Raw genomic sequence first — 23803 nt, 5'->3', positions numbered from 1 at the left:
CGTCCAGGAGACAGCCCCCCTCGGTCACAGTGCGCGGAGGATGTCCTCGACCCGCTCCCGGGCGTCGCCGAACAGCATCCGGGTGTTCTCCCGGAAGAACAGCGGGTTCTGGACGCCGGCGTAGCCGGTGTTCATCGAGCGCTTGAAGACGACGACGTGCTCGGCCTCCCAGACCGCGAGGACGGGCATGCCGGCGATCGGGCTGCCCGGGTCCTCGAGCGCGGCCGGGTTGACCGTGTCGTTGGCCCCGATGACCAGGACGACGGAGGTCTCGGGGAAGTCGTCGTTGATCTCGTCCATCTCCAGGACGATGTCGTAGGGGACCTTCGCCTCGGCCAGCAGCACGTTCATGTGGCCGGGCAGCCGGCCGGCGACCGGGTGGATGCCGAAGCGGACCCGCACGCCCTTGTCGGTGAGCCTGCGGGTGAGCTCGGCGACCGGCCCCTGCGCGTGCGCGACCGCCATCCCGTAGCCCGGCGTGATGACCACCGACTCCGCCTCTCGGAGCAGCTCGGCGGCCTCCTCGGCGGTGATCTCGGTGTGCTCGCCCTCCACGCCGGCGGCGGTGCTGCCCTCGTTGCCGAAGCCGCCGGCGATGACCGACAGGAAGGACCGGTTCATCGCCCGGCACATGATGTAGGAGAGGTAGGCGCCCGAGGAGCCGACCAGTGCACCGGTGATGATCAGCAGGTCGTTGTCGAGCAGGAAGCCCGACGCGGCGGCCGCCCACCCCGAGTAGCTGTTGAGCATCGAGACGACGACCGGCATGTCGCCGCCGCCGATGGAGGCGACCAGGTGCCAGCCCAGCGCGAGGGCCAGCGCCGTGACGACGGCGAGGACGGCGAGGTTCGGCGCGGCGACGAAGGCGACGGCCAGCCCGGCGAAGGCGACGAGCGCGCCGAGGTTGAGCGCGTTGCGGCCCGGCAGCATCAGCGGGTTGCTCCTGATGCGGGCCGAGAGCTTGAGGAAGGCGACGATGGAGCCGGTGAAGGTGACCGCGCCGATGAAGACGCCGATGACCACCTCGGCGGAGTGGATGCCGAGCAGGTCGGCGGGCACCTCGGTCTGTTCGGTGCCCGCCCGCTCGACCGACAGGTAGCCGTTCCACCCGACCAGCACCGCGGCCAGGCCGACGAAGCTGTGCAGCACCGCGATCAGCTCGGGCATGCCGGTCATCTGCACGCTGCGGGCCCGCCACAGGCCGAGGGCCGCGCCGATGACCATCGCGGCGGCGATGGCGGCGATCGCGGCGGCCCCGGCGCTGCGGGCGGCCAGCCCGATCGTGGCGACCAGGGCGACGGCCATGCCGGCGATGCCGTAGGCGTTGCCGCGCCTGGCCGTCTCGTGCTTCGACAACCCGGCCAGGCTGAGGACGAACAGCAGGCCGGCGACGATGTAGGCCGCCGCGGCGGCGGAGGACGCGCTCATGCCCGGCCTCGCGTGAACATGCCGAGCATGCGGCGGGTCACGGAGAAGCCGCCGAAGACGTTGATGCTGGCGACCAGCACCGCGATGAACGCCAGCACGCTGACCAGCGTGCTCGTGTGGCCGATCTGCAGCAGGGCCCCGACCACGATGATCCCGGAGATCGCGTTGGTGACGCTCATCAGCGGCGTGTGCAGCGCGTGGTGCACGTTCCCGATGACGTAGAAGCCGACGACGATCGACAGCGCGAACACGGTGAGGTTGCCGATCAGCTGGCTGGGTGAGAACGCCGTGACGAGGAACAGCGCCACCGCCGCCCCGCCGACCAGCAGCGGGGTCCGGGTGCGGGAGGCCGGCGGCCGCTCGGCCGGTGCGGGGGCGGCCGCGCTGGGGGCCGGCGCGGGGGGCGGCGCCGCCGACACCTGCACCGGCGGGGGCGGCCAGAGGACCTCACCGTCCCGGACGACGGTCATCGCCCGCTGGACGACGTCGTCGAGGTCGAGGACCAGCTGCCCGTCCTTCGCCGGGGTCAGCAGCTTCACCAGGTTGACCAGGTTGGTGCCGTACAGCTGCGAGGACTGCCCGGGCAGCCGGCCGGGCAGGTCGGTGTAGCCGATCACCGTCACGCCGTTGGGCGTCACCACGACCTCGTCGGGGACCGAGCCCGCGACGTTGCCGCCCTGCGCGGCGGCCATGTCCACGATCACGCTGCCGGGCCGCATGCTCGCCACCATCTCCTCGGTGATCAGCCGCGGCGCCGGCCGGCCGGGGATGAGGGCGGTGGTGATGACGATGTCGGCCTCGCGGACCTGCTCGGCGTACACCTGCGCCGCCCGGCGGTCGTAGTCCTCGGAGGTCACGCCCGCGTAGCCCGTGCCGCCGGCCTGCTGGTCGTCGGCCGGCACACCGACGTACTCGCCGCCCATCGAGGCGATCTGCTCGGCGACCTCGGGCCGGACGTCGGTGGCCCGCACGATCGCCCCGAGGCTGCTGGCCGTGCCGATCGCCGCCAGCCCCGCCACCCCGGCGCCGGCGACCAGCACCGTGGCCGGCGGGACCTTGCCGGCGGCGGTGACCTGCCCGGTGAAGAACCGGCCGAACGCGTGCGCGGCCTCCACCACGGCCCGGTAGCCGGCGACGTTGGCCATCGAGGACAGCACGTCCAGCGACTGCGCGCGGGAGATCCGGGGGACCGCGTCGACCGCCAGCGCCGTGACCGGCCGGGCGGCCAGCGTGGCGACCAGGTCGGGGTCGAGCGCGGGGGTCAGCTGGCTGATCAGCACCGCGCCGTCCCGGAGCAGGTCGATCTCCCCTGCCCGCGGCCGGGCGACGTGCAGGACGACGTCGGCGCCCCACGCCTCGGCCGCCGTCCCCACCAGCCGCGCGCCGGCGTCGGCGTAGGCCTCGTCGGGGAAGCTGGCCGCCCGCCCGGCCCCGGCCTCGACGACCACGGCGTAGCCGAGCGCGGTGAGCTGCCGCACCGTCGCCGGCGTCGCGGCCACCCGTGTCTCCCCGGGACGGGTCTCCCTGGGCACTCCGATGAGCACGTCCACTCCTCCTGGCGGGTCGGCCCCGGCGTCGTCGACGGGGCATCCGGTGCGAGGTACGGGTGGGCCCGCCGGTCCAGCGGGTCCACGGGACGGCGTGCGTGGTGGCGCAGCCGGAGCCGATCATGCCGCTCCCACCCGGTGGCGCGCCCCCGGACGGCGCCGAGCCGCCCTCCCGCGGCCGGTGACCGACCGCAGCCGCGGGGCGGCGCGCCACCTCCGCGGGGCGCCGCCCCCACCCGTGCGGGTGAGGCCACACCGCCGTCGGCTGCAGCCGCACGCCCGGGCTGCCGTACTCGTCAGTGAGCCGGGACCGCCCGGCGCGCCCGGCATCCCCCGCCGGTGCGGGGACGAAGGGGTGAGCGTGTCAGCGACGACGGTGCCGGCCGAGCCGGTGGTCTCACCGGAGATCGTCTCGTCGATCTTCTACGGCGCCGCGGTGAGCGACACACTCGTCCTCCTCGTTGCCGAGCTGGTCGGCGGGACCCCCCGCGTCACCTGGGGCAACGAGGGCGCCACGCAGCTGCTCGGCTTCGGCCTGGCCGACCTGCGGTCGCTGCCGGTCGCCACCCTGGTCCCCACCCTGCGCGGCGGCGAGATCAAGCTCCTGCTGCGCCGCGAACGGGCCGCCCGCATGAACCTGCCGGTCCGGACCGCCAGTGGCGCCCTGGTCGACACGCTCGTGGTGTGCACCCCCTCGCCGTCGGGCCGGATGTGGACCCTGCGGCTGGTGCCGACGTCCAACGAGCAGGAGCGGGCGCTGCGTGCGACCGCCGACGCCCACGAGCAGCGCTTCGCCACACTGACCGAGCGCTCGCCCATCCCGACCCTGCTCTCCGAACAGGGGATGCGCCTCGCGCACGTCAACGACGCCTTCTGCAGCCTCGTGGGCCTGCAGGCCGAGCAGCTCCTGGGCACCGGCTGGATGGCCACGGTGCACCCGGAGGACCTCGACGCGGTGATCGAGCAGGTGGTCGCGGTCCTCGGCGGCGGGGACGGCGAGGCGCAGGCGCGCCTGGTCCGCGAGGACGGCACCGAGCGGACGACGGTCATCCGCTTCGCGCACCTGTTCACCCCCGGCGTGGGCGCGGGGTTCGTCGGCACGATCGAGGACATCACCGAGCGGCTGGCCTTCGAGACGCGGCTGGCCCACCAGGCCAACCACGACCCGCTGACCGGGCTGCCCAACCGGACCCTGCTGGCCGACCACGTCGCCGCGCGGTTCACGCGGGGCGGCAGCGGCCTGGCCTGCCTGTTCCTCGACCTGGACAACTTCAAGGTCGTCAACGACTCGCTGGGGCACGCCGCCGGCGACGAGCTGCTGGTGGAGATCGCCGCCCGGCTGCGCGCGACGGTGCGCCCCGGCGACCTGGTGGCGCGCTTCGGCGGCGACGAGTTCGTGGTCGTCTGCGAGGACGTGGGGGAGGACGACGCCGTCGCGCTGGCCGAGCGGATCGGTGCCGTGCTGACCGAGCCGGTGAAGCTGGGCGGGGTCGACGTCCGGCCGCACGCCAGCGTGGGGGTCACCGTGCAGACCGCCGAGCACACCGCCGCGGAGGAGCTGATCCGCGACTGCGACATCGCCATGTACCAGGCCAAGGCCGGCGGCAAGGGCCGGATCACCGTGCTCGACCAGCGGGCCCGTGCCGAGGCCCGCGACAAGCTGCGGCTGGTCGTCGAGCTCCGCGAGGCCATCGAGGGCCGGGAGATCACGCTGCTGTACCAGCCGATCTTCAGCGCCGTCGACGGCAGCTCGGTCGCGGTCGAGTCGCTGGCCCGCTGGGACCACCCCGAGCGGGGCCCGATCAGCCCGGCGACGTTCGTGGCCCTGGCCGAGGAGAGCGGGCTGATCGGCGGGCTGGGCCTGCTGGTCCTCGACGAGACCTGCCGGCAGGTCGCGGAGTGGGACCGGCTGCTCGGCCCGGCCGCGCCGCGGCGGGCCAACGTCAACGTCTCGGCGCTGCAGCTGGACGCCAACCTGCACGGCCACGTGGTCGCGGCGCTGGAGCGGCACGGGCTGGCCCCGTCCCGGCTGTCCATCGAGATCACCGAGTCGGCCCTGATGAAGGACCCCGCCTCGGCCCGCGAGGTGCTCGGCCAGCTGCGCGCGCTCGGCGTCCAGCTGGCGATCGACGACTTCGGCACCGGCTACTCGTCCCTGGCCTACCTGCGACACCTGCCGGTGGACTGCCTCAAGGTGGACCGCTCGTTCGTCGCCGAGCTGGCGCACGGCCACACCGAGATCGCCTCGGCGGTCATCGCGCTGGCCAAGAACCTCGGTCTGTCCACCGTCGCCGAGGGGGTCGAGACCGCCGAGCAGGCCGCGCAGCTCGCCGCCCTCGGCGCCGGCTTCCTGCAGGGCTTCAGCCTCGCCGCGCCGATGACCGGCCACCGGACCGCCGCGTGGTTCGCCGCGCACACCCCATGACCCCAGCCCGCCTCGTCCTCCCGGGAGCCGACGTGCCCGCCACCCTGGCCGCCGCACCGACCTTCGACCTGGAGGCGGTGCTCGCCAGCATCGACACCATGGCCGCCCAGAAGCCGGTCGCCGCGCACATCGTCTCCGCGGCCAACTCCGACGACACCAGCGCCAGGGTGCTGGCCGAGACCCTCGCCGCGGACGTCGCGCTGGCCGGCCGGGTGATGAAGCTGGCCAACTCCGCCTACTTCGGCATGCGCGGGCGGGTGACCTCGCTGCAGTTCGCGGTGACCGTCATCGGCTTCACGACCGTGCGGACCATGGCGACCGTGGCGCTGACCGACCTGGACGACGAGTCGCGGCTGCCGGAGGACTTCTGGCGGCGCAGCACCAGTGTCGCCCTGGCCGCCTCGACCCTGGCCCCGCGGTTCGGCGAGCGGCCACAGGACGCGCTCTGCCTGGGCCTGCTCGCGCCGCTGGGGATCGCCCTGCTGCACCACAACGACCCCGACGGCTACGCCGATCTGGTCGCGGCCGAGTCGACCATCGCCGGTCGCCGCGCCGCGGAGGTCCACCGGTACGGCATCCACGCCTTCCGGCTGACCGCGGTGGCGCTGGACCAGTGGGGCTTCCCGGCGAGCATGGTGGCCCCGTTGACCGCCGTCGACGACCTGGGCGCCGACGAGGGGGCCCTGCTGCGCGGCGCGCTGGAGATCGTCTCGCGGCTCACCTCGGAGGGGTACCAGCCGGTGCCGGTGGAGCAGGTCACCGGCGGCCTGCTGCGGGAGGACGCCGTCCCCGCGGTGGCCGAGAAGGTCACCGCCGGGGCCGAGGAGCTGCGCCTGGCGATGCTGGGCTGAGGATGCTGGCCTGAGGGAGAGCCCGCCCCGCGCAGGAGGGCCGCACCAGGGCCGGCGCCCCCTGAGGGACGCCGGCCCTGCTCGTCAGCCGGTGTAGGGGGCGCCGATCGGGTCGACCGTCTCGTGGTCGGTGACGCCGGCGGCCAGCCGGGCCAGCGCCCAGTCGCCGTCACCGAGCAGGTGGTCGATCGCGGTGAGCCGGCTCGTGTAGTGACCGACCTTGTACTCCGCGGTCACCCCGATGCCGCCGTGCAGCTGGATGGCCTCCTTGCCGATGTGCCGTCCGGCGCGGCTGGTCTGCAGCCGCACGCGGTCGGCCGCGGCGACGACGTCCCCACCGGCGTCGGCCACCATCGCCCCCCACAGCGCGGTGCTGCGGGCCAGCTCCAGGGAGACGTACATGTCCGCCGCCCGGAAGGTCAGCGCCTGGAACTTGCTCAGCGTCACGCCGAACTGCTTGCGGGTCTTGAGGTACTCGGCCGTGGTCCGCAGCGCGGTGTCCATGGCGCCGACCGCCTCGTGGCTGTAGGCGATGCGGGCCGCGGCGAGCGCGTTCTCGACGTCCGCGGCCCGGTCACCGGTCCCCTCCCCGAGCAGCTCCGCGGGGGTGCCGTCGAACGCCACGCGCGCCGCACGGCCGCCGTCGTGGGTGCGGTAGCCGGTGCGGGTCAGGCCGTCGGCGTCGCCGCGGACGAGGAACAGCGCGGTGCCGCCGGAGGCCCCGTCCCCGGTCAGCCGAGCGGACACCACCAGGACGTCGGCCCGCGCGCCGCCGGGCACCGGCTCCTTGACGCCGGTGAGCCGCCAGCTGCCGCCGTCCTCGGTGGCGGTGACCGCCGCCGCCGACGGGCTCCACCGGGTGCCGGGCTCGGCGTGCGCGAACGCGGCCAGCGAGGTGCCCTCGGCGATGCCCGCCAGCACCTCGCCCCGCTGCGCGTCGGTGCCGACCGCGGCGACCAGCCCGCCGGCCAGCACGACCGTCTCGACGAAGGGCTCGGGCGCGAGCACCCGCCCGATCTCCTCGGCGACGATCGCCACCTCGATCGGCCCGGCGCCCATGCCGCCGTGCTCCTCGGCGAAGGGCAGGCCGAGCAGGCCCATCTCCGCCATCCGCGACCACGTCTTCTCGTCGAAGCCCGGGTCCTGGGCCACGACCCTGCGGCGGGCCTCGCTGTCGCCGTAGGCGCGCTCCAGCAGGCCGCGCACGGCCTCCCGCAGGTCGTTCTGCTCGCTGTCGAAGGTGAAGTCCACGGTTACCTCACAGCCCCAGGATCGTGCCGGCGATGATGGTGCGCTGCACCTCGTTGGAGCCTCCGTAGATGGAGACCTTGCGGTTGTTCAGGTACTCGGGGGTCGCCACGCGGGCCCAGTCCGGCACGTCGGAGCCCTCGTCGGCGAAGGAGGCGACCGAGAGCGGGCCGGCGATGTCGACGATCAGCTCGGTGGCGGCCTGCTGCAGCTCCGACCCGCGGAGCTTGAGCACCGAGGACGCCGGGTGCGGCCGGCCGTCGGAGGAGTGCGCGGCCACGCGCAGGGCGGTCAGCTCCAGCGCGAGCAGGTCGTTCTCCAGCTCGGCGATGCGGCCGGCCATCCGCGGGTCGTCGGCGAGCGGCCGGCCGTCGACGGTGACCTCCCGCGCGTACTCCTTGGCCTGGGCGAGCAGCCGCTTGGTGGCGCCGACGCGGGCGATGCCCACGCGCTCGTTCCCGAGCAGGAACTTCGCGTAGTCCCAGCCGCGGTTCTCCTCGCCGATGAGGTTCTCCGCCGGGACGCGGACGTCCTCGAAGAAGACCTCGTTGACCTCGAAGCTGCCGTCGACGAGCTCGATCGGCCGCAGCGTGACCCCGGGGGAGTCCATCGGGAAGACCAGCATCGAGATGCCGCGCTGCTTCTTCTCGGCGGTCGGGTCGGTGCGGACGAGGCAGAAGATCCAGTCGGCGTGCTGGCCCAGCGTCGTCCACGTCTTCTGGCCGTTGACGACCCAGTCGTCGCCGTCGCGGACGGCGGTCGTGCGCAGGCTGGCCAGGTCGGAGCCGGCGTCGGGCTCGGAGAAGCCCTGGCACCACCAGATGTCGAGGTTCGCCGTCGCGGGCAGGAACCGCTCCTTCTGCTCCTGGTTGCCGAAGGCGGCGATGACCGGGCCGATCATGCCGGCGTTGAAGGCCAGCGGCTCCGGCACGCACGCCAGCTGCATCTCCTCGCGCCAGATGTGCCGCTGCAGCGGCGTCCAGTCCTTGCCGCCCCACTCCACCGGCCAGTGGGGGACGGCGAGCCCTGCGGCGTTCAGGATCCGCTGGGTCTGGACGTACTGGTCCTTGGACACGTGCCGGCGGGCGGCGACGGTGTCGCGGATCTCCTGGGGGACCTCGGTCGTGAAGAACGTCCGCATCTCCTCCCGGAACGCCTCCAGCTCCGGGGACAGCTGCAACCGCATCGGGCCTCTCTCCTGACGGCAGCACCGCCGTCTCGCAGGTGGGTCACCCCGACGATCCCACACGAGCTACCGACCGGTAGCTCCCGGGGCGACCGCGGCTCCCGGCGCGTCGGGACGGCGGCGGGCCCCGACGGGGAACCCGTCCCGGCGGGCCGGTCGTTGCCGCGCCATGGAGCTGATCTGCCCGAAGTGCCACGGCGCGATGCGGACCTACGAGCGCAACGGCGTGCACGTCGACCAGTGCTCGGACTGCCGCGGCATCTTCCTCGACCGGGGTGAGCTGGAACGGCTCATCGACGCGGAGAACGACTGGCACGGCCGGACGTCGTCCGGGCACGGCACCGCCGCCGCGCACGGCACACCCGGGCACGCGAGCTCCGGCGGCTACGGAGCCGGCGCCGGCACCGGCGGGCTCGGTGCGGTCGTCGGCGAGGTGCTCAACCAGGTGCAGGGGAAGAAGCACTCGTCGTCCGGGCACGGCGGCAAGCGCAAGCAGTCCTTCCTGGACGGCCTCTTCGGCTGAGGCCGTGTGCACGGCCGTCCGGCCGAGGCCGTGTGCACGGCGGGGCCCGCGGGGGCACCCTCGGGGGCGTGTTCGACGTGGACTGGATGGGCCAGCTGACCCGGGAGGTGCTGCGCGAGCGGGTGCCGGCACTCATCGCCGAGACCTGTGCCTGGAGCGTCGGCATCTCCGACCGGCCGCACCACGAGCGGCGCCGCGGGCGGCTGGTCGAGACCGGCGGCACCAACGGCGACCGGCTCGCCCGCGGGCAGGCGCTCAGCGGCGAGGAGGACGGCCGGCTCGAGCTCGGCGACGCGCGGCCGGGCAGCTTCCGCGACGCCCTCAACGCGGTCGACGCCGACGGCGTGGTCTACGCCGACCGGTTCGACACCGAGGTCGTGGAGCCGTTCGTGCTGGCCACCTGCGTGCTGGCCGCCGAGCGGGCGCGGGCCACCCGCGGGCCGGAGTGGGCCGAGCTGCTCGACGACCTCGGGGAGGACGGCCGCGACCTGGTCGCCGTCGTCCGGGCCGGTGGGTGGGAGGCGCCGCTGCGGACCGAGGCCGAGCACGCGGTGCTGGCCGCGCTGGCCGACGTCCCGCTGCTGGAGGTGGAGGCCGAGGGCCTGCCGCTGTCGCTGGTCCGGGCCGCCGAGACGCTCACCCGGGAGGCCGTGCCGGCAGTGCCGCCGGGTCGCCGGGAGGACCCCGCCGCCTCGGGTGCGGTGTTCCTCGCCCGCGCGGCCCTGGCGGAGGCGGGGCTGGACGGGCCGGTCGGGGCGCGGGACGCCGCCCGGGTGCTCGCCGCGCTGCTGGCGGAGGGGATCGAGCCCGACGAGCTGCCCGCCGTGCTCCCGCACCTGCCGCTCGCGCCGGGTACCGCGGCCGCCGTCCTCACCCTGCTCGACGCCGGCCGCTGACCCCGCGCCGGTATCGGGAGCGACACCCACCTCCTGCGGGGCTGGGACGGGGGCATCGCTCCCGACACCGGCGGAGGCCGGGGCGTCCGCGCAGGACGTCCGGCCGAGCGGACCCCGGTCGCGGTGGGGGTGATCGTGCCGTGACGGAGCGGTGACGCCCGCCGTGCAGCGTGACCCACCACATCGACTCGGATCGGACGATGCCAGGGGGCCACGCGGCGATGAGGCGGGACACCCCGGCAGGTGACCGGACCCGGGTCGCGGCGTCGGGGAGGCCCCGATGAGACGGCGCCGGTCAGGGCTCGCGGACCCTCCTCGCGGTGCACGGGACGACAGCACGCCGGTGCGCGCGCCGGCCGACCGACCGCCGGAACCGACCGACGGCCGGGCACCGCGCGGCCGGCCGCGGGCGCCCGACTCCGCGGTGGGAACCACCGGCCGCGGGTCGTCGGGGACCGCCGCCCGGCTCACCGCTGTCGCCGTCGGCCTGCTGGTGGTCCTCGGGCTCGCGCCGCTCAGCTCCCTGCTGGGACACCGGCCGGAGCGACCGACCGGGCTGGCGGTGGAGTTCAGCACCGGCGCGGGCGTGCCCGCGGGGCACTCGAGCCGCCAGGACGTTCCGCTGGGGCTGTCCGTCGACGCAGAGATCCGGACGGTGGAGGACGTCCGCCCGTACGCGGTCGAGGCCCTGGGACAGGCTCGTGCCGACGCGCTGGTCGCCGCGCTCGGCTCGGGCGAACTGCTCGCCAGCCAGCTCGCCGAGGACTCGGGGGGCTACCCCGAGTACCCGTACCGATACCTCGCCCTCGAGACGCTGCTCGCCGGCACCCCCGATCGAGAGCTCGCCCCCGCCTGGACCAGCCTCGGGGCAGCGCTGACCGTCCTCGCGGCCCAGGCCCCGCTGGACTACGAACGTGTGCACCCAGCGGACAACGCCGGGCCGGCGGCCTTCGCCGTCCTGGAGCGGGCACGTGTTCACGGTGGGTGCGCGGCGCAGCTCGACCTCCTCCTGCTCCTCACCGGTGAGGCCTCGATCCTCGCCAACGCGGCCTCGGGCGACTCCTCCGTGCTCGCCACCGAGCAGCGCCGCGCCGAGGAGGTGTGTCCCGGCGACGTGACCCCCGGTTGGCTGGTCGGCCAGGCGCAGCTGCGGCACTTCACGGAGGGGCGCTACCCCGAGGAGCCGGAGATGCCGACGGCCGAGGCCGTGGTGACGATGCGGCGCCTGGTCCAACGCCATCCCACCGACGTCGCGGCTCTCACCGGGCTCGGCGACGCCTACCTCAGCGCGGCCATGTCCCTCGGCGGGAGCCCGCCGTTCACCGCGCGCCGCTACTTCCGGCAGGCCGTCGCCGCCTACGACCGGGCGGTCGACCATGGTGGCCGACAGGACGCCGCCGCCGGTCTCGGCCGGGCTCTCGTCGGTCTCGGCGAGCCGTCGCGCGCGATCGAGCTGCTCGAGCCGCTCGCGGAGTCGGACGCGACCCCCGGTCCGGTGCTCGAGGTGCTGGTCGCGGCCCAGGAGGGAGCGCGCCGCTTCGCCGACGCCGAGCGCACCGCCCGACGACTGGCCGACCTGGGCGCCGCGGCCTACCCGCGCGGTCCCGCGCTGCTCCCCGTTCCGCAGCGCTCGTGGGACAACACGCTCCAGGACGTGACGCCCGCCCTGTCCCTGGGCATCGACCGGCTCCAGCCGCTGCGTTCCCAGCTCTGGCCGGAAGGCGGAGCCGGTGGGGACGTGCAGGACCTCTCGTTCATCCCGCAGTACCGGGACGCGCCCGGCCTCACGGGTACGCGCGCCGCCTGTGCGTCCTGGGCCTGGCGGCGCAACGCGGTCCTGGCGGGACACGGGTCCACCGTGCTGACGAACTGGTCGACCCTCAACGCCGGCTCCCGACCCGACGGCTCCGGCTGCGCGCCGGACGACGTCGACCCCACGCGGTTGCGGGCGGTCGCCGAGCTGCTCGTCGCCGGTGACGAGGCCCTGCAGGACCCCGGGAACGACGTCGCGGCCGACGACTGGCAGAACCTGCTCCGCTGGGCGGACGACCTGGCCGCCGCGCGACGATTCGTCCTCCGGTGGGAGGCGGCTCGCGGGGACGGGAGCGAACTGCCCGTACTCCGTCTCGGCGAGATCGACTTCCTGCGGCACCGCTACGACGACGCCGCGCTCGAGTTCACCGTCGCCGCCAGGCGCGCACGCCTCCTGCGGTACCGCGACGACCTGGCGGTGACCCAGGCCGAGCTCGATCGCGCGGCGTCGCTGACCGCCGCAGGACGTCCCGCGGAGGCCGAGGTGATCCTGCGGAGGCTGAGCGCCTTCGGTGTCGCCGCCTACGCCTACCAGGCCAGCCCCGAGGGGGTCGGCGCGACCGAGGGCTTCGGACTCCTCTCCTACCACGCGAGCGCCCAGCTGGCCGACGAGGAACGCCGGACCGGTCGGCTCCACGCGGCGGTGGAGGACTACGGGACGGCGCTGTCGTGGCTCGACCGGTGGCTCAGCGTCCCCGCTCCCGAGGTGGTGCACAACAACGCGGCGCTCGCCCATCTCGGCCTGGGCCACACCGCGCGGGCCTCGGAGCTGGTGGAGCAGGCGCTGCGCGAGGACCCCCACAACCCCGTCACCCTGATGACCGCCGCGTTCATCGCCGATCGCCGGGGGGACGTCCCCGAGGCCGTACGGCTCAACCAGCGAGCTCTCGCGAACGACCCGGGTCTGTACCCCGCGGCCAACGACCTCGGTGTCCAGCTCGCGCGCTCGGATCGCCCGACCGAGGCGCGCAGTGCGTTCCAGCAGTCCGTCGGAGCTCGCCCGGACTACGCCCTCGGCTGGTTCAACCTCGGAGTCCTGGAGGCGTCGTCAGGACCCACCCGCCTGGTCGCCGCGCAGCACGCGCTCGGCACGGCGTACCGACTCGATCCGGACCTCCGCGACCGGCAGCTGGAGCTCACCATCGACGGCCGGGTGTACCGGACCGCGCTGGACCTGTCCAAACCGCTCCCCCCGGCCTGGACCTTCGCCGACCTCCACCGTCCCGCACCCGCGGCAGCGGTCGGCCTGCTCGCCCTGGCAGGGGTGGGACTCGGCCTGGCCCGGGCGGCGGACCGCGGGGCGTCGGGGACCGCCGACCAGTGGCTCGAGCCGGTGACCCGACGGCTGGAGGTGCTGCCCGTGGTGGGCGCGGCCCGCGCGCCCGTGTGGGGGATCGCCGCGACCCTGCTGACGTTCCTCCTCGCGGACCTGCACCACGGCACGGCTGCGATCGGGACGGTCCTGTACCCCGTCGGCGTGCTCGTCCTGGTGACCACCGCCATGGGCGCACGGGTCCTGGTCGGCCTGCGGACGCGGAGGGCGTCGAGACAGCGATCCTGGGGGCCGGGCATCGTCGTCGGGGTCGTCGCGGGTGCGGTGGGGTACCCGTGGGCGGCCCTCCCGGTCCTCGACGTCGAGCAGCACGCCGCCGAACCCGGCCAGCGGCAGTCCGGCGATCCCGAGGGGGGAGGAGCCGAGCGCGCCACCGCCGCTCGGGCGGCCGGCACGGCGGCGGGTACCGACGCCGCGAGGAGGGACGTCGGGCTGCACCTCGCCGCGCCGTTGACGCTCGCCGGCGTCGCGCTCGTGCTCTTCCTCGAGTCGGCCTGGACCCGCGCACCGCTTCCCCAGGCCTGGGCGGTCGCGGCCCTGGTCATGTGTGCGTCGGTGCTGCTCCCGGTCGGCCCCCTCGACGGCGCCCACCTCGGCAAGGCCGGGGTCGCCGTGAGCGCCGGGGTGATCGGGACCGCGCTGCTGTTCGCCCTGGGGCTCCTCTGAGGTCCGCCCCGCCTCGGGCGACGCCGGCCGGGCCGCTGACCCCGCGCCGGTATCGGAAGCGACACCCACCTCCTGCGGGGCTGGAACGGGGGCATCGCTCCCGATACCGGCGGAGGGCCCCCGGGGTCAGAGCTCGAGCGGGAGGCCGGTGTAGTTCTCCGCGAGCTCGCGGGCGGCGGGCTCGGACGCCGCGATCCGGCGCAGCTGGGAGAGCTGCAGCTCGGCGTCGAAGTCGTCCCCGGAGCGGTGCAGCATCGAGGTCATGAACCAGGAGAAGTGGGTGCACCGCCAGACGCGGGCCAGCGCCCGGTCGGAGTAGGAGTCGACCAGGTCGGTCTGCTTCTCCTGCAGCAGGCGCACCAGCGCCGAGGCCAGCAGGGTGACGTCGGCGACGGCGAGGTTGAGCCCCTTGGCCCCGGTCGGCGGCACGATGTGCGCGGCGTCCCCGGCCAGGAACAGCCGGCCACGGCGCATCGGGGCGCTCACGAACGAGCGCATCGGCAGGATCGACTTCTCGGTCACCGTCCCGGTGCTGATCTCCCAGCCCTCGTGCGCGAACCGCGTCGCGAGGCCCTCCCAGATCCGGTCGTCGGACCAGTCCTCGATCTTCTCGGTGGGGTCGACCTGCAGGTACAGCCGCGAGACCTTCGGCGAGCGCATCGAGTAGAGCGCGAAGCCGTCGGGGTGCCAGGCGTAGATCAGCTCGTCGGTCGCCGGCGCGGCGTCGGCCAGGATGCCCAGCCACGCGTAGGGGTAGGTGCGCTCCCACACCCGCCCGCCGGCCGCCTGCACCACCGGGCGCGAGACGCCGTGGAAGCCGTCGGTGCCGGCGATGACGTCGCACTCGAGCACCTGCTCGGCGCCGTCGGCGTCGACGAACCGGATCCGGGGGCTGTCGGTGTCGACGTCCTCGGGGCGGACGTCGGACACCTCGAACAGCAGCGGCGGGCCGCCGTCCAGCTGGGCCTTGATGAGGTCCTTGGTGACCTCGGTCTGCCCGTACACCCAGACCGTGCGCCCGCACAGCTCCGGGAAGTCCAGCTTGTGGCGGGCGCCGGGGTACTGCAGGTAGATGCCGCGGTGCTCGAGGCCCTCGCGCTGGAGCCGGTCACCGACGCCCGCCGCGGTGAGCGTGTCGACTGTGTGCTGCTCGAGGATGCCGGCGCGGATGCGGGCCTCCACGTACTCCCGCGACCGGTTCTCCAGCACGACCGAGTCGATGCCCTGCAGCTGCAGCAGCCGCGACAGCAGCAGGCCGGCCGGGCCGGCGCCGATGATCCCCACCTGAGTACGCACGGCCCGAGTGTGACCGGCGGTACGCGCACCTGGGAACCGCACGTTGCCGCTCAGTGGAAACGCTGGGCCCGCGACAGCTCGCGGCCGATGCCCCGAGCGGCCACCTCCAGCACCGGCACCAGGCGGGCGAGGTCCCGTCGGTGGCTGGGTGCCACCACACCCAGGGCCGCCACGGCCACGGGCGTGCCGGCCCGCTCGGCGGACACCGGGACGGCGACCGAGAGGGTGCCCAGCGACATCTCCTCGGCGGTGCGCGCGTACCCCCGGCGGCGCACCTCCCCGAGCTCGCGCCGCAGTCGCGCGGGGTCGACGACGGTGTGCCGGGTCTCCCGGGTGAGCGAGCGCAGGACCTCCTCGACCACGTCGTGCGGCGCGTTGGCCAGCAGCACCTTGCCGACCCCGGTGGCGTGCAGCGGCAGCCGGCTGCCCACCTGGCTCACCACGGGGACCGACTCCCGGCCGGAGATGCGCTCGACGTAGAGCGCGCTGCGCCCCTCCCGGACGGCGAGGTGGACGGTGTCGCGGGTCGCGGTGTGCACGTCCAGCAGGAACGGTGCGGCCACCTGCCGCAGCTCCAGCTGCACCGGCGCGAGCAGCCCGAGGTCCCACAGCTTGCGGCCGATCTCGTAACGACCGTCGGCCCGCCGCTGCAGCGCCCCCCAGTCGGTGAGCTCGGTGAGCAGCCGGTGGGTGGTCGACAGCGGCGTCCCCGAGCGCTCGGCGATCTCCGACAGCGTGAGGTGCGGCGCGCTGCTGCTGAACGCGTCGAGCACCGCCAGCGCCCGCGAGGTGACCGAGCGCCCCGGTGTGGCGCCTCCTCCGGCCACGGCTCCCTCTTTTCACTGGCCGGAAGTCCCGGCTTGGGCAGCCTAGCCCGCCGGCCGTACCTTCCCAGCATGACCGGGACCACATCCGAGAGCCGGCTGCACCTGCCGCGCTACCTGCGCGAGGACGCCACGGTGCGCACCCCCGTCGGCTTCCCTGACTACCGGAGCACCGCCCTGCGCGCACCCCTGCGGACGCCGATCGACCTGCCGCACCGGCTGACCGAGGTCACCGGTCCGGTGCTGGGCGAGGACCGCGTCCTGCCGCAGGACGCCGACCTGACCTACCGCAACGGCGGCGAGGCGGTGGGCCAGCGGATCCTCGTCTACGGGCGGGTGCTCGACAGCGACGGCCGTCCGGTGCCGGACGCGCTGGTCGAGGTGTGGCAGGCCAACGCGGCCGGGCGCTACCGGCACGTCGTCGACAACTGGCCCGCGCCGCTCGACCCGCACTTCGACGGCCTCGGCCGGGTGGTCACCGACAGCCTGGGCCGGTACGAGTTCATGACGATCAAGCCCGGCGCCTACCCGTGGGGCAACCACCACAACGCGTGGCGGCCGGCGCACATCCACTTCTCGCTGTTCGGCCGGGCCTTCACCCAGCGGCTGGTCACCCAGATGTACTTCCCCGGCGACCCGCTGTTCGAGCAGGACCCGATCTACAACGCCATCCCGGCCGCGGCGCGCCACCGGGCGATCAGCCGGTACGACCTCGAGCGGACCCAGGACAACTGGGCGCTGGCCTTCGAGTGGAACATCGTGCTGCGCGGCCAGGACCAGACCCCGTTCGAGACCGACGACGACGGAGATGTCGCGTGACCCAGATCGTGAACCCGCTGGACGTCCCGCCGGACCCCACCACGCCCTTCCAGCCGCGCTCGGGGCAGCGCGGCACCGGCTTCCTCACCGGGCCGCTGCGGCTGGGCTCCACGCCGAGCGCGACGGTCGGGCCCTACCTGGCGATCGGGCTGACCTGGCCGGACGGCGCGTGGGCCGCCGCTGAGGGCACCGAGGGCGGCATCTGGATCCGCGGGCGGGTCTTCGACGGCGCCGGTGACCTCGTCCCCGACGCGATGATCGAGACCTGGCAGGCCGACCCGAACGGCGGCTTCCCGTCGCCCGAGGACCCCCGCGGCGCGTCGTCCTACCCGGGCTTCCGCGGCTACGCCCGGGTGCAGACGGTCCACCCGCCCGGCGAGTTCGCGTTCCACACGCTCAAGCCAGGCCGGCTGCCCGACGGCGAGGGCGGCCTGCAGGCGCCGCACATCGACGTCAGCGTGTTCGCCCGCGGCCTGCTCGACCGGGTGGTCACCCGGATCTACTTCGAGGACGAGGCCGAGGCCAACACCGAGGACGCCGTGCTGGCGTCGGTGCCCGAGGACCGGCGGGGGACCCTGATCGCCCGGCGGACCGAGGACGGGTACTCCTTCGACGTGCACCTGCAGGGCGACGCGGAGACGGTCTTCTTCGCGGTCTGAGCGGCCGGGGTGTGGAGCCGCACGGTATGAACACAGCCGTGACAGCTCTGTTCGCCGGCACGTTCGCCCGCGGCGCGGCGGCGGCCGCCGTCTCCGACGACGCCTGGTTCCGGGCGCTGCTCGACGTGGAGGCGGCCCTCGCCCGCGCCGCGGCGCGCTCCGGGCTGGTGCCGACGACGGCTGCCGACGCGGTCACCGCCGCCTGCGCCGCCCCCTCCCGGCTGGACCTGGCCACCGTCGTGGCGAAGGCCGCCGACGCGGGCAACCCGGTCCCGCCGCTGGTGCGCGCGGTGCAGGACGCGGTGGGTGAGCGCGACGCCGTCGCCGTCCACGTGGGCGGCACCAGCCAGGACGTGCTGGACACCGCCCTGGTGCTGCTCGCCCGCAACGCGGTCGCGGCGATCGACGCCGACCTGGCGGCGGCCGCGGAGACCGCTGCCGGGCTGGCGCGCACCCACCGGGACGACGTGGTCATGGGCCGCACCCTGATGCAGCAGGGCCTGCCCACGACCTTCGGCCTGAAGGCGGCCGGCTGGCTGGCCGGGCTCGACGGGGCGCGGCTGCGCCTGGCCGAGGTGGTGGCTTCGCTGCCGGTGCAGTACGGCGGCGCGGTCGGCACGCTGGCGGCCAGCGAGGGGGCCGGGGTCGCTGTGCGCGCGGCGCTGGCCGACGAGCTGGGGCTGGTGACCACCGCCGTCCCGTGGCACACCGTCCGGCTGCCGATCGCCGACCTGGCCGGCGCCCTCGGGGCCGCCGCCGGCGCGGTGGCCACGGTCGCCGTCGACGTCGTCCTGCTCGCCCAGTCCGAGATCGCCGAGGTGGCCGAGGTGGGGGAGGGGCGCGGCGGCTCGTCGGCGATGCCGCACAAGCGCAACCCGGTCGCGGCCATCTCCGCCCGCGCGTGCGCCCGGCGCGCCCCCGGCCTGGTCGCCACCCTGCTCGGCGCGATGGAACAGGAGCACGAGCGGTCCGCCGGTGCCTGGCACAGCGAGTGGCCCTCGCTGACCGAGCTGCTCACCACCGTCGGGTCGGCCGCGGCCTGGCTGGCCGAGAGCCTGTGCGGCCTGCGCCCCGACGTCGCGCGCATGGCCGCGACCGTCGCCGCGGCCAACGAGGGGCCGCTGGCCGGCGCGCTCGCCGACGCGCTCGCCCCGAGCCTGGGCAGGGGCCCGGCCCACGACACCGCGGCCGCCGCCGTCCGCGAGGCCCGCGACACCGGCCGGCCGCTGGCCGAGGTGGTGGCCGCGCGCACCGACGTCGACCCCGCTGCCGTCCTGGCCGCAGCGGCCCCGGAGGTGGGAGAGGCCGGTGCCCAGGTGGACGCCGCGCTCGCCGAACACGCCCGACTGACCGAAGGGAAGCCGTGACTGCTGTCGAGGTCTCGTACACCGAGGACGGGCCGCGCGACGCGCCGGTCGTCGTCCTCTCCAACTCCCTGGGCGCCACCCGCGCCATGTGGGACCCGCAGGTGCCGGCGCTGGCCGAGCGCTTCCGCGTGGTCACCTACGACACCCGGGGGCACGGCAGCTCGCCGGCCCCCGCCGGCCCGTACCGCCTCGACGACCTGGTGGACGACGTCGTGGCGCTGCTGGACCGGCTCGGTGTGCGGCGGGCGCACGTGGCCGGGCTCTCGCTGGGCGGCATGACCGCGATGCGGCTGGCCGCGCGGGAACCCGACCGGGTGCGGCGCATCGCCCTGCTGTGCACGTCGGCGAAGACCGAGCCGCAGGGCTTCCTCGACCGGGCGGCCGCCGCCCGGTCCGGCGGCACCGCCCCGCTGGCGCCGGCCGTGGTGAGCCGCTGGCTGACGCCGTCCTTCGCGGCCGCGCACCCGGACCTGGTGGCCCGGCTCGAGGCGATGATCGCCGGCGCGGACGACGAGGGCTACGCCGCCTGCTGCGAGGTGGTCGCGCACCTGGACCTGCGGGAGGAGCTGAGCCGCATCGGCGCCCCGACGCTGGTGGTGTCCGGAGCCGAGGACCCCGCGCTGCCGCCGGACCACCAGCGGGCGATCGCGGAGGGGATCCCGGGCGCCGAGCTGGTGTCGGTCAGCCCCGGCGCCCACCTGGCCAACCTGGAGTCGCCGCTGGAGGTCACCGGCGCGCTGCTCGCCCACCTCGACGGAGACCCGCGATGAGCGAGCTGCCCAGCACCGACGACGCCCGCCGCGAGGCGGGGATGCAGACCCGCCGGCAGGTCCTCGGCGACGCGTGGGTCGACCGCGCGGTGGCCAACACCACCCCGTTCACCGCCGACTTCCAGGACTTCATCACCCGCGTGGCCTGGGGGGACGTCTGGCAGCGGCCGGGCCTGGCCCGGCGGGACCGCAGCCTGATGACCCTGTCGATCACCATCGCGCTGCGGCACTGGGACGAGTTCGCCCTGCACGTGCGCGCGGCGAAGAACAACGGGCTGACCGACGAGGAGATCGCCGAGGTCATCCAGCACTCCGCGGTCTACGCCGGGGTGCCCGCGGCCAACCACGCGTTCAAGGTCGCTGCGCCGATCCTCGAGGAGCTGCGCGGCGCCTGACGCGGACGTGACCGTGCGGTGCCGGGGCGGGGGCACACCGCGGCACCGCACGGCCGGTCTGGAGGGCGCCGGTCAGGGAGCGAGGGCGCCCGGCCCCTGGTCGAGGGTGCCGTCGTCGTCCGCCGTGGCCCCGGTGCCGTCGGCGGGCGCGAGGGTGCCGTCGTCCGGGACGGCGGGGACGAGGACGTCGCCGCTGCCCTGGTCGGGGGTCCCGTCGTCGTCCGGGAGCACCGTGCCGTCGTCCGGGAGCACCGTGCCGTCGTCGGCCGGAGCCGGCGCGGTCGTGCCGTCGTCGGCCGGAGCCGGGTCGACGGCGCCGTCGTCCGCGGGGGCGGGCTCGGTCGCCACGTCCACCACCGGCAGCAGCTGCTCCTCGGCGTCCTCGGGGAAGGTGAAGCGCCACACCTGGCCACCTTCCACGTCCTCGGTGGCCGGGTCGTCGGCGTCGGCGGGGGAGAGGCTGTAGGCCGCGACGTATACCGCGCCGTTGCCGCCCAGCGCCAGGCCGGCCGGGAACGGGACGTCGGCCTCGACGTAGGTCGCGTCGTCGGAGTCCTCGGTCTCGAACCGGACCACCGAGCCGGTGCCGCCACCCGCCGGCCCCTCGCTGCCGAAGACCTGCGAGACGTAGACGTGCTCGCCGTCCGGGGCGACCGCGATGCCGTTGATCGCGGTGAAGCCGCTCCACCGGCCGGTCTCCTCGCCGTCGGCGTCGAGGCGCACGACCTCGGCACCGCCGGGCGCCAGCCCGCCCCCGACGCCGCCGACGTAGACGTTGCCGTCGGCGTCCTGCGCGAGGGCGCTGGGCACGAACTGCGGCTCGCCGTCCTCGGCGGGGAATGCGGCGAAGACGCTCACCTCGTGGTCGGGCAGCTCGTCGTCCCGCAGGTCGTCGAAGTCGGCGGTCACCTTCCACACCGCGTTGGCGCCGGCGTCGGCGACCAGCGCGTACCGGTCGTCGCCGTCGTCCCGGCCGCCGTCGTCCCCGTCACCGTCGCCGTCCCCGTCCTCCGGGTCGACGAAGAGGACCGCGTTCGGGTTGCTGTCGGCGACGCCGTTGCCGTCGGGGTCCTGGTCGCTCTCGGCCTGCCCGAGGTCGACCCACGGGCGGACCTCGCCGTCGTCGCTGACGAGCAGGTGCTCCTGCGTCGCGGCCGCCGCGTCGTCGGTGTCGGGGGCCAGGGCGTCGGGGCTGAGTTCCCCCTCGGCGATCAGCAGGACGTCGTCCCGGTCGGTGGCGGCCACCCCGGCCGGGCCGACGGACCCCTCGGGGCTCTCCACCGAGTAGAGGCCCTCGACGAGGGTCTCGGCCTCGCCGTCCTCGACCCGGCCGGGCCGCTCGATCCCGGCGATGGCGCCGGTCGGGCCCTCGCAGACCTCGGTGGCGGCCGCGGTGGCGGCGTCGTCGGTGGAGGCGGTGTCAGCAGGGGCGGTGGTCGCGTCGTCCGCGGTCGTGTCGCTGGTGGTGTCGTCTGCAGGGGTGTCCGGGGCGACCGGGGTGTCGCCGGAGCCCTGGTCGGCGGTGCCGTCGTCCCCGGCGGGAGCGGTGTCGTCGGCGACGGTGGTGTCGTCCGTGGTCGCCGGGGTGTCGGCGGCGGGCGCCTCGGCGGGGGGCGCCTCGGCCGGGGCCGGCGCACAGTCCGTCCCACCCTGGCCGCTCTCGGCGACCAGCAGCGTGCGGCCGGACCAGGAGAGCTGGCGGGGGTTGTCCAGGTCGCCGGCGACGACGACGTGGTCGACCGGGTCGCTCCCGGGTGGGGCGGCGGTGGCCGCGGTCGCGCTGCCCAGCAGGAGCGCGAACGAGCCGGCGGCGATGATGGTCCTGCGCATGGGGGTCTCCGCTCGCGGGGGATCGGCGGTGGTCGGTCGACCCCGGCCTCGGGGAGCCGGGGCGGGCGGCCGGAGGCGGCCGCGACGGGACCCGAAGCTAGTTCCGCGTTCACCCGATCCGGTGCCCCCAACCGTGGGGACGGACGGGTCCGTCACTGGGGGTGTCGCGGCGCGCCCCGCACGCTGGGTCAGGGGCGGGCCACTCGGGAGTGTCCGTTACCCATCGGTAGCCTCGGTGGTCGGGCCGCAGACGGGCGGCCGGGAACGGAGGCGTGGGATGGCACTGCTGGACGACGGCGCGTGGCAGGGGAAGGTCTGGACGGGGGCCTGGACCGACGGCTCGGGCGGCACCTACGACGCGGTGGAGCCGGCCACCGGCGACGTGATCGGCGCGGTGGGGAAGGCGACGCCGGAGGACGTGCACACCGCCGCGGACCGGGCCGTCGCGGCCCAGCGCGCGTGGGCGGCGCTGCCCTTCGCGGAGCGGGCGCGGGTGCTGCGCCGCGCCGGTGAGCTGCTCGAGGCCAACGCCGAGGAGCTCAAGGGCTGGCTGTCCCGCGAGTCCGGTGCGATCGGCCCGTTCGGCGACTTCCAGGTCCACACCAGCGCCGCCGAGTGCTACGAGGCCGCGGCGCTGCCGTCGCACCCCTACGGCGAGCTGCTGCGCACCGGCGCACCGCGGCTGTCCTTCGCCCGCCGGGTGCCGGCCGGCGTCGTCGGCGTGATCGCGCCGTTCAACGTGCCGACCATCCTGGCCATCCGGGCGATCGCGCCGGCGCTGGCGCTGGGCAACGCGGTGATCCTCAAGCCCGACCCGCGCACCGCGATCTGCGGCGGTGCGGTGTTCGCACGGGTGTTCGAGGCGGCCGGGCTGCCGGCCGGCGTCTTCCAGGTGCTGCCCGGCGGTGCCGACGTCGGCGAGGCGCTGGTCGTCGAGCCCGCCGTGCGGATCATCGCCTTCACCGGTTCCACGAAGGCCGGCCGCGCCGTCGGCTCGCTGGCCGGGCAGCACCTCAAGCGGGCGCACCTGGAGCTGGGCGGGAACTCGGCGCTCATCGTGCTCCCGGACGTCGACGTGGCCGCCGCCGCCTCGGTCGGCGCCTGGGGGACCTTCTCCCACTCCGGTCAGATCTGCATGGCGACGTCCCGGCACCTGGTGCACGAGTCGATCGCCGAGGAGTACACCGCCGTGCTGGCCGAGAAGGTGGAGAAGCTCCCGGTGGGCGACCCGTTCCGCGAGCAGGTGGCGCTCGGGCCGCTGATCGACGCCGGCCAGCGCGACCGGGTGCACAGCCTGGTGACCGCGTCGGTGGACGCCGGCGCCACGGTCAGCACGGGCGGCACCTTCGAGCGGCTGTTCTACCGGCCGACCGTGCTCGCCGACGTCCCGGTCGACGCCCCGGCCTACGCCGAGGAGATCTTCGGCCCGGTCGCCCCGGTGACCCCGTTCTCGTCCCTGGACGAGGTGGCCGCGCTCGCCGCAGGCACCGAGTACGGGCTGAGCCTGGGCATCCTGACCCGCGACGTCTACGCCGGCCTGGAACTGGCCGAGCGGATCCCGTCGGGCCTGGTGCACATCAACGACCAGACGGTCAACGACGAGGCGGTCGCCCCCTTCGGCGGCGTCGGCGCCTCGGGCACCGGCTCCCGGCACGGCGGCCCGCAGGCCAACATCGAGGCGTTCACCGAGACGCAGTGGGTCACCCTGCGCGGCGACCTGCCCGCCTACCCCTTCTGATCCCCCGACGCGTGAGGACCCCCTGGCCGGCCGGCCAGGGGGTCCCCACGCGTGGCGGCGGACCTCAGACGGTGGCGGGCAGTGTCATCTCGGGGACGTGGTCGGGGATGGTCAGGGGCGCGCCGGTGGCCTGGGCGACCTCGTCGGGGGTCAGGCCGGGAGCGGTCTCGACGAGGGTGAACCCGGCCGG

The 23803-nt window shown here is 75.2% G+C and carries 18 protein-coding genes; 11 read left to right on the top strand and 7 right to left on the bottom strand.

The window, feature by feature from the left end; all coding sequences use genetic code 11:
* Nucleotides 1-24: 24 nt before the first annotated feature.
* Entirely contained in the window at nucleotides 25-1428 is a 1404-nt protein-coding gene (gene pntB / locus ACI79I_RS20495) for a Re/Si-specific NAD(P)(+) transhydrogenase subunit beta (RefSeq protein WP_456994159.1), read from the bottom strand.
* Entirely contained in the window at nucleotides 1425-2960 is a 1536-nt protein-coding gene (locus ACI79I_RS20490) for a Re/Si-specific NAD(P)(+) transhydrogenase subunit alpha (protein WP_456994211.1), read from the bottom strand. The genes pntB and ACI79I_RS20490 overlap by 4 nt, the downstream gene beginning before the upstream one ends.
* A gap of 370 nt (nucleotides 2961-3330) precedes the next feature.
* Between ACI79I_RS20490 and ACI79I_RS20485 the strand changes: the two genes are divergently transcribed.
* Together ACI79I_RS20485 and ACI79I_RS20480 are read left to right on the top strand one after the other, a co-directional pair.
* Nucleotides 3331-5400, top strand: coding sequence for a putative bifunctional diguanylate cyclase/phosphodiesterase (locus ACI79I_RS20485; RefSeq protein ID WP_456994158.1), 2070 nt, complete (start codon nucleotides 3331-3333; stop codon nucleotides 5398-5400).
* 32 nt (nucleotides 5401-5432) lie between these two features.
* Nucleotides 5433-6251: an HDOD domain-containing protein gene (locus tag ACI79I_RS20480; protein WP_456994157.1), complete on the top strand. Its 819-nt coding sequence runs from the start codon at nucleotides 5433-5435 to the stop codon at nucleotides 6249-6251.
* Nucleotides 6252-6335: 84 nt separating this feature from the next.
* Here the strand turns inward: ACI79I_RS20480 and ACI79I_RS20475 are convergent, their stop codons facing one another.
* Together ACI79I_RS20475 and ACI79I_RS20470 are read right to left on the bottom strand one after the other, a co-directional pair.
* Nucleotides 6336-7502, bottom strand: a complete 1167-nt coding sequence (locus tag ACI79I_RS20475) for an acyl-CoA dehydrogenase family protein (RefSeq protein WP_456994156.1) — start codon at nucleotides 7500-7502, stop codon at nucleotides 6336-6338.
* Between the two features lie 7 nt (nucleotides 7503-7509).
* Nucleotides 7510-8685, bottom strand: a complete 1176-nt coding sequence (locus ACI79I_RS20470) for an acyl-CoA dehydrogenase family protein (RefSeq protein ID WP_456994155.1) — start codon at nucleotides 8683-8685, stop codon at nucleotides 7510-7512.
* 169 nt (nucleotides 8686-8854) lie between these two features.
* Here ACI79I_RS20470 and ACI79I_RS20465 point away from each other — a divergent pair, with 169 nt between their 5' ends.
* The 3 genes from ACI79I_RS20465 (at nucleotide 8855) to ACI79I_RS20455 (ending at nucleotide 13915) form a co-directional block, all read left to right on the top strand.
* Entirely contained in the window at nucleotides 8855-9208 is a 354-nt protein-coding gene (locus ACI79I_RS20465; protein ID WP_456994154.1) for a TFIIB-type zinc ribbon-containing protein, read from the top strand.
* Nucleotides 9209-9276: 68 nt separating this feature from the next.
* Nucleotides 9277-10104 (top strand): hypothetical protein, encoded by an 828-nt coding sequence (locus ACI79I_RS20460; protein WP_456994153.1) that lies wholly within the window; start codon nucleotides 9277-9279, stop codon nucleotides 10102-10104.
* Between the two features lie 424 nt (nucleotides 10105-10528).
* Nucleotides 10529-13915 (top strand): hypothetical protein, encoded by a 3387-nt coding sequence (locus ACI79I_RS20455; protein WP_456994152.1) that lies wholly within the window; start codon nucleotides 10529-10531, stop codon nucleotides 13913-13915.
* A 126-nt stretch (nucleotides 13916-14041) separates the two neighbouring features.
* Here the strand turns inward: ACI79I_RS20455 and ACI79I_RS20450 are convergent, their stop codons facing one another.
* Nucleotides 14042-15211 (bottom strand): 4-hydroxybenzoate 3-monooxygenase, encoded by a 1170-nt coding sequence (locus tag ACI79I_RS20450; RefSeq protein ID WP_456994151.1) that lies wholly within the window; start codon nucleotides 15209-15211, stop codon nucleotides 14042-14044.
* Nucleotides 15212-15261: 50 nt separating this feature from the next.
* Nucleotides 15262-16038, bottom strand: coding sequence for an IclR family transcriptional regulator (locus ACI79I_RS20445; RefSeq protein WP_456994150.1), 777 nt, complete (start codon nucleotides 16036-16038; stop codon nucleotides 15262-15264).
* Nucleotides 16039-16107: 69 nt separating this feature from the next.
* Here ACI79I_RS20445 and pcaH point away from each other — a divergent pair, with 69 nt between their 5' ends.
* From pcaH to pcaC, 5 genes are read left to right on the top strand one after another with little or no spacing between them, the layout of a single operon-like run.
* On the top strand, nucleotides 16108-16854 hold the full coding sequence (pcaH, locus tag ACI79I_RS20440; protein WP_456994149.1) for a protocatechuate 3,4-dioxygenase subunit beta: 747 nt from the start codon (nucleotides 16108-16110) through the stop codon (nucleotides 16852-16854).
* Nucleotides 16851-17513, top strand: coding sequence for a protocatechuate 3,4-dioxygenase subunit alpha (gene pcaG / locus ACI79I_RS20435; RefSeq protein ID WP_456994148.1), 663 nt, complete (start codon nucleotides 16851-16853; stop codon nucleotides 17511-17513). Before pcaH ends, pcaG begins: the two co-directional genes overlap by 4 nt.
* Before the next feature lie 38 nt (nucleotides 17514-17551).
* Complete coding sequence (gene pcaB, locus ACI79I_RS20430; protein ID WP_456994147.1) at nucleotides 17552-18880, top strand: 3-carboxy-cis,cis-muconate cycloisomerase; 1329 nt, start codon at nucleotides 17552-17554, stop codon at nucleotides 18878-18880.
* A complete protein-coding gene (gene pcaD, locus ACI79I_RS20425; protein WP_456994146.1) occupies nucleotides 18877-19650 on the top strand; it encodes a 3-oxoadipate enol-lactonase in 774 nt (257 codons plus the stop codon). Before pcaB ends, pcaD begins: the two co-directional genes overlap by 4 nt.
* A complete protein-coding gene (gene pcaC, locus ACI79I_RS20420) occupies nucleotides 19647-20045 on the top strand; it encodes a 4-carboxymuconolactone decarboxylase (RefSeq protein WP_456994145.1) in 399 nt (132 codons plus the stop codon). The genes pcaD and pcaC overlap by 4 nt, the downstream gene beginning before the upstream one ends.
* A gap of 72 nt (nucleotides 20046-20117) precedes the next feature.
* Here pcaC and ACI79I_RS20415 read toward each other — a convergent pair whose 3' ends face one another.
* Nucleotides 20118-21875 carry a ScyD/ScyE family protein gene (locus ACI79I_RS20415; RefSeq protein ID WP_456994144.1) on the bottom strand — a complete coding sequence of 586 codons (1758 nt, stop codon included), beginning with the start codon at nucleotides 21873-21875 and terminating at the stop codon, nucleotides 20118-20120.
* A 277-nt stretch (nucleotides 21876-22152) separates the two neighbouring features.
* Here ACI79I_RS20415 and ACI79I_RS20410 point away from each other — a divergent pair, with 277 nt between their 5' ends.
* Entirely contained in the window at nucleotides 22153-23613 is a 1461-nt protein-coding gene (locus tag ACI79I_RS20410) for a benzaldehyde dehydrogenase (protein ID WP_456994143.1), read from the top strand.
* Nucleotides 23614-23803 lie beyond the last annotated feature (190 nt).

This window comes from Geodermatophilus sp. SYSU D01105, from assembly GCF_054050095.1.
This window is presented reverse-complemented; position numbering and strand designations above follow the sequence as displayed.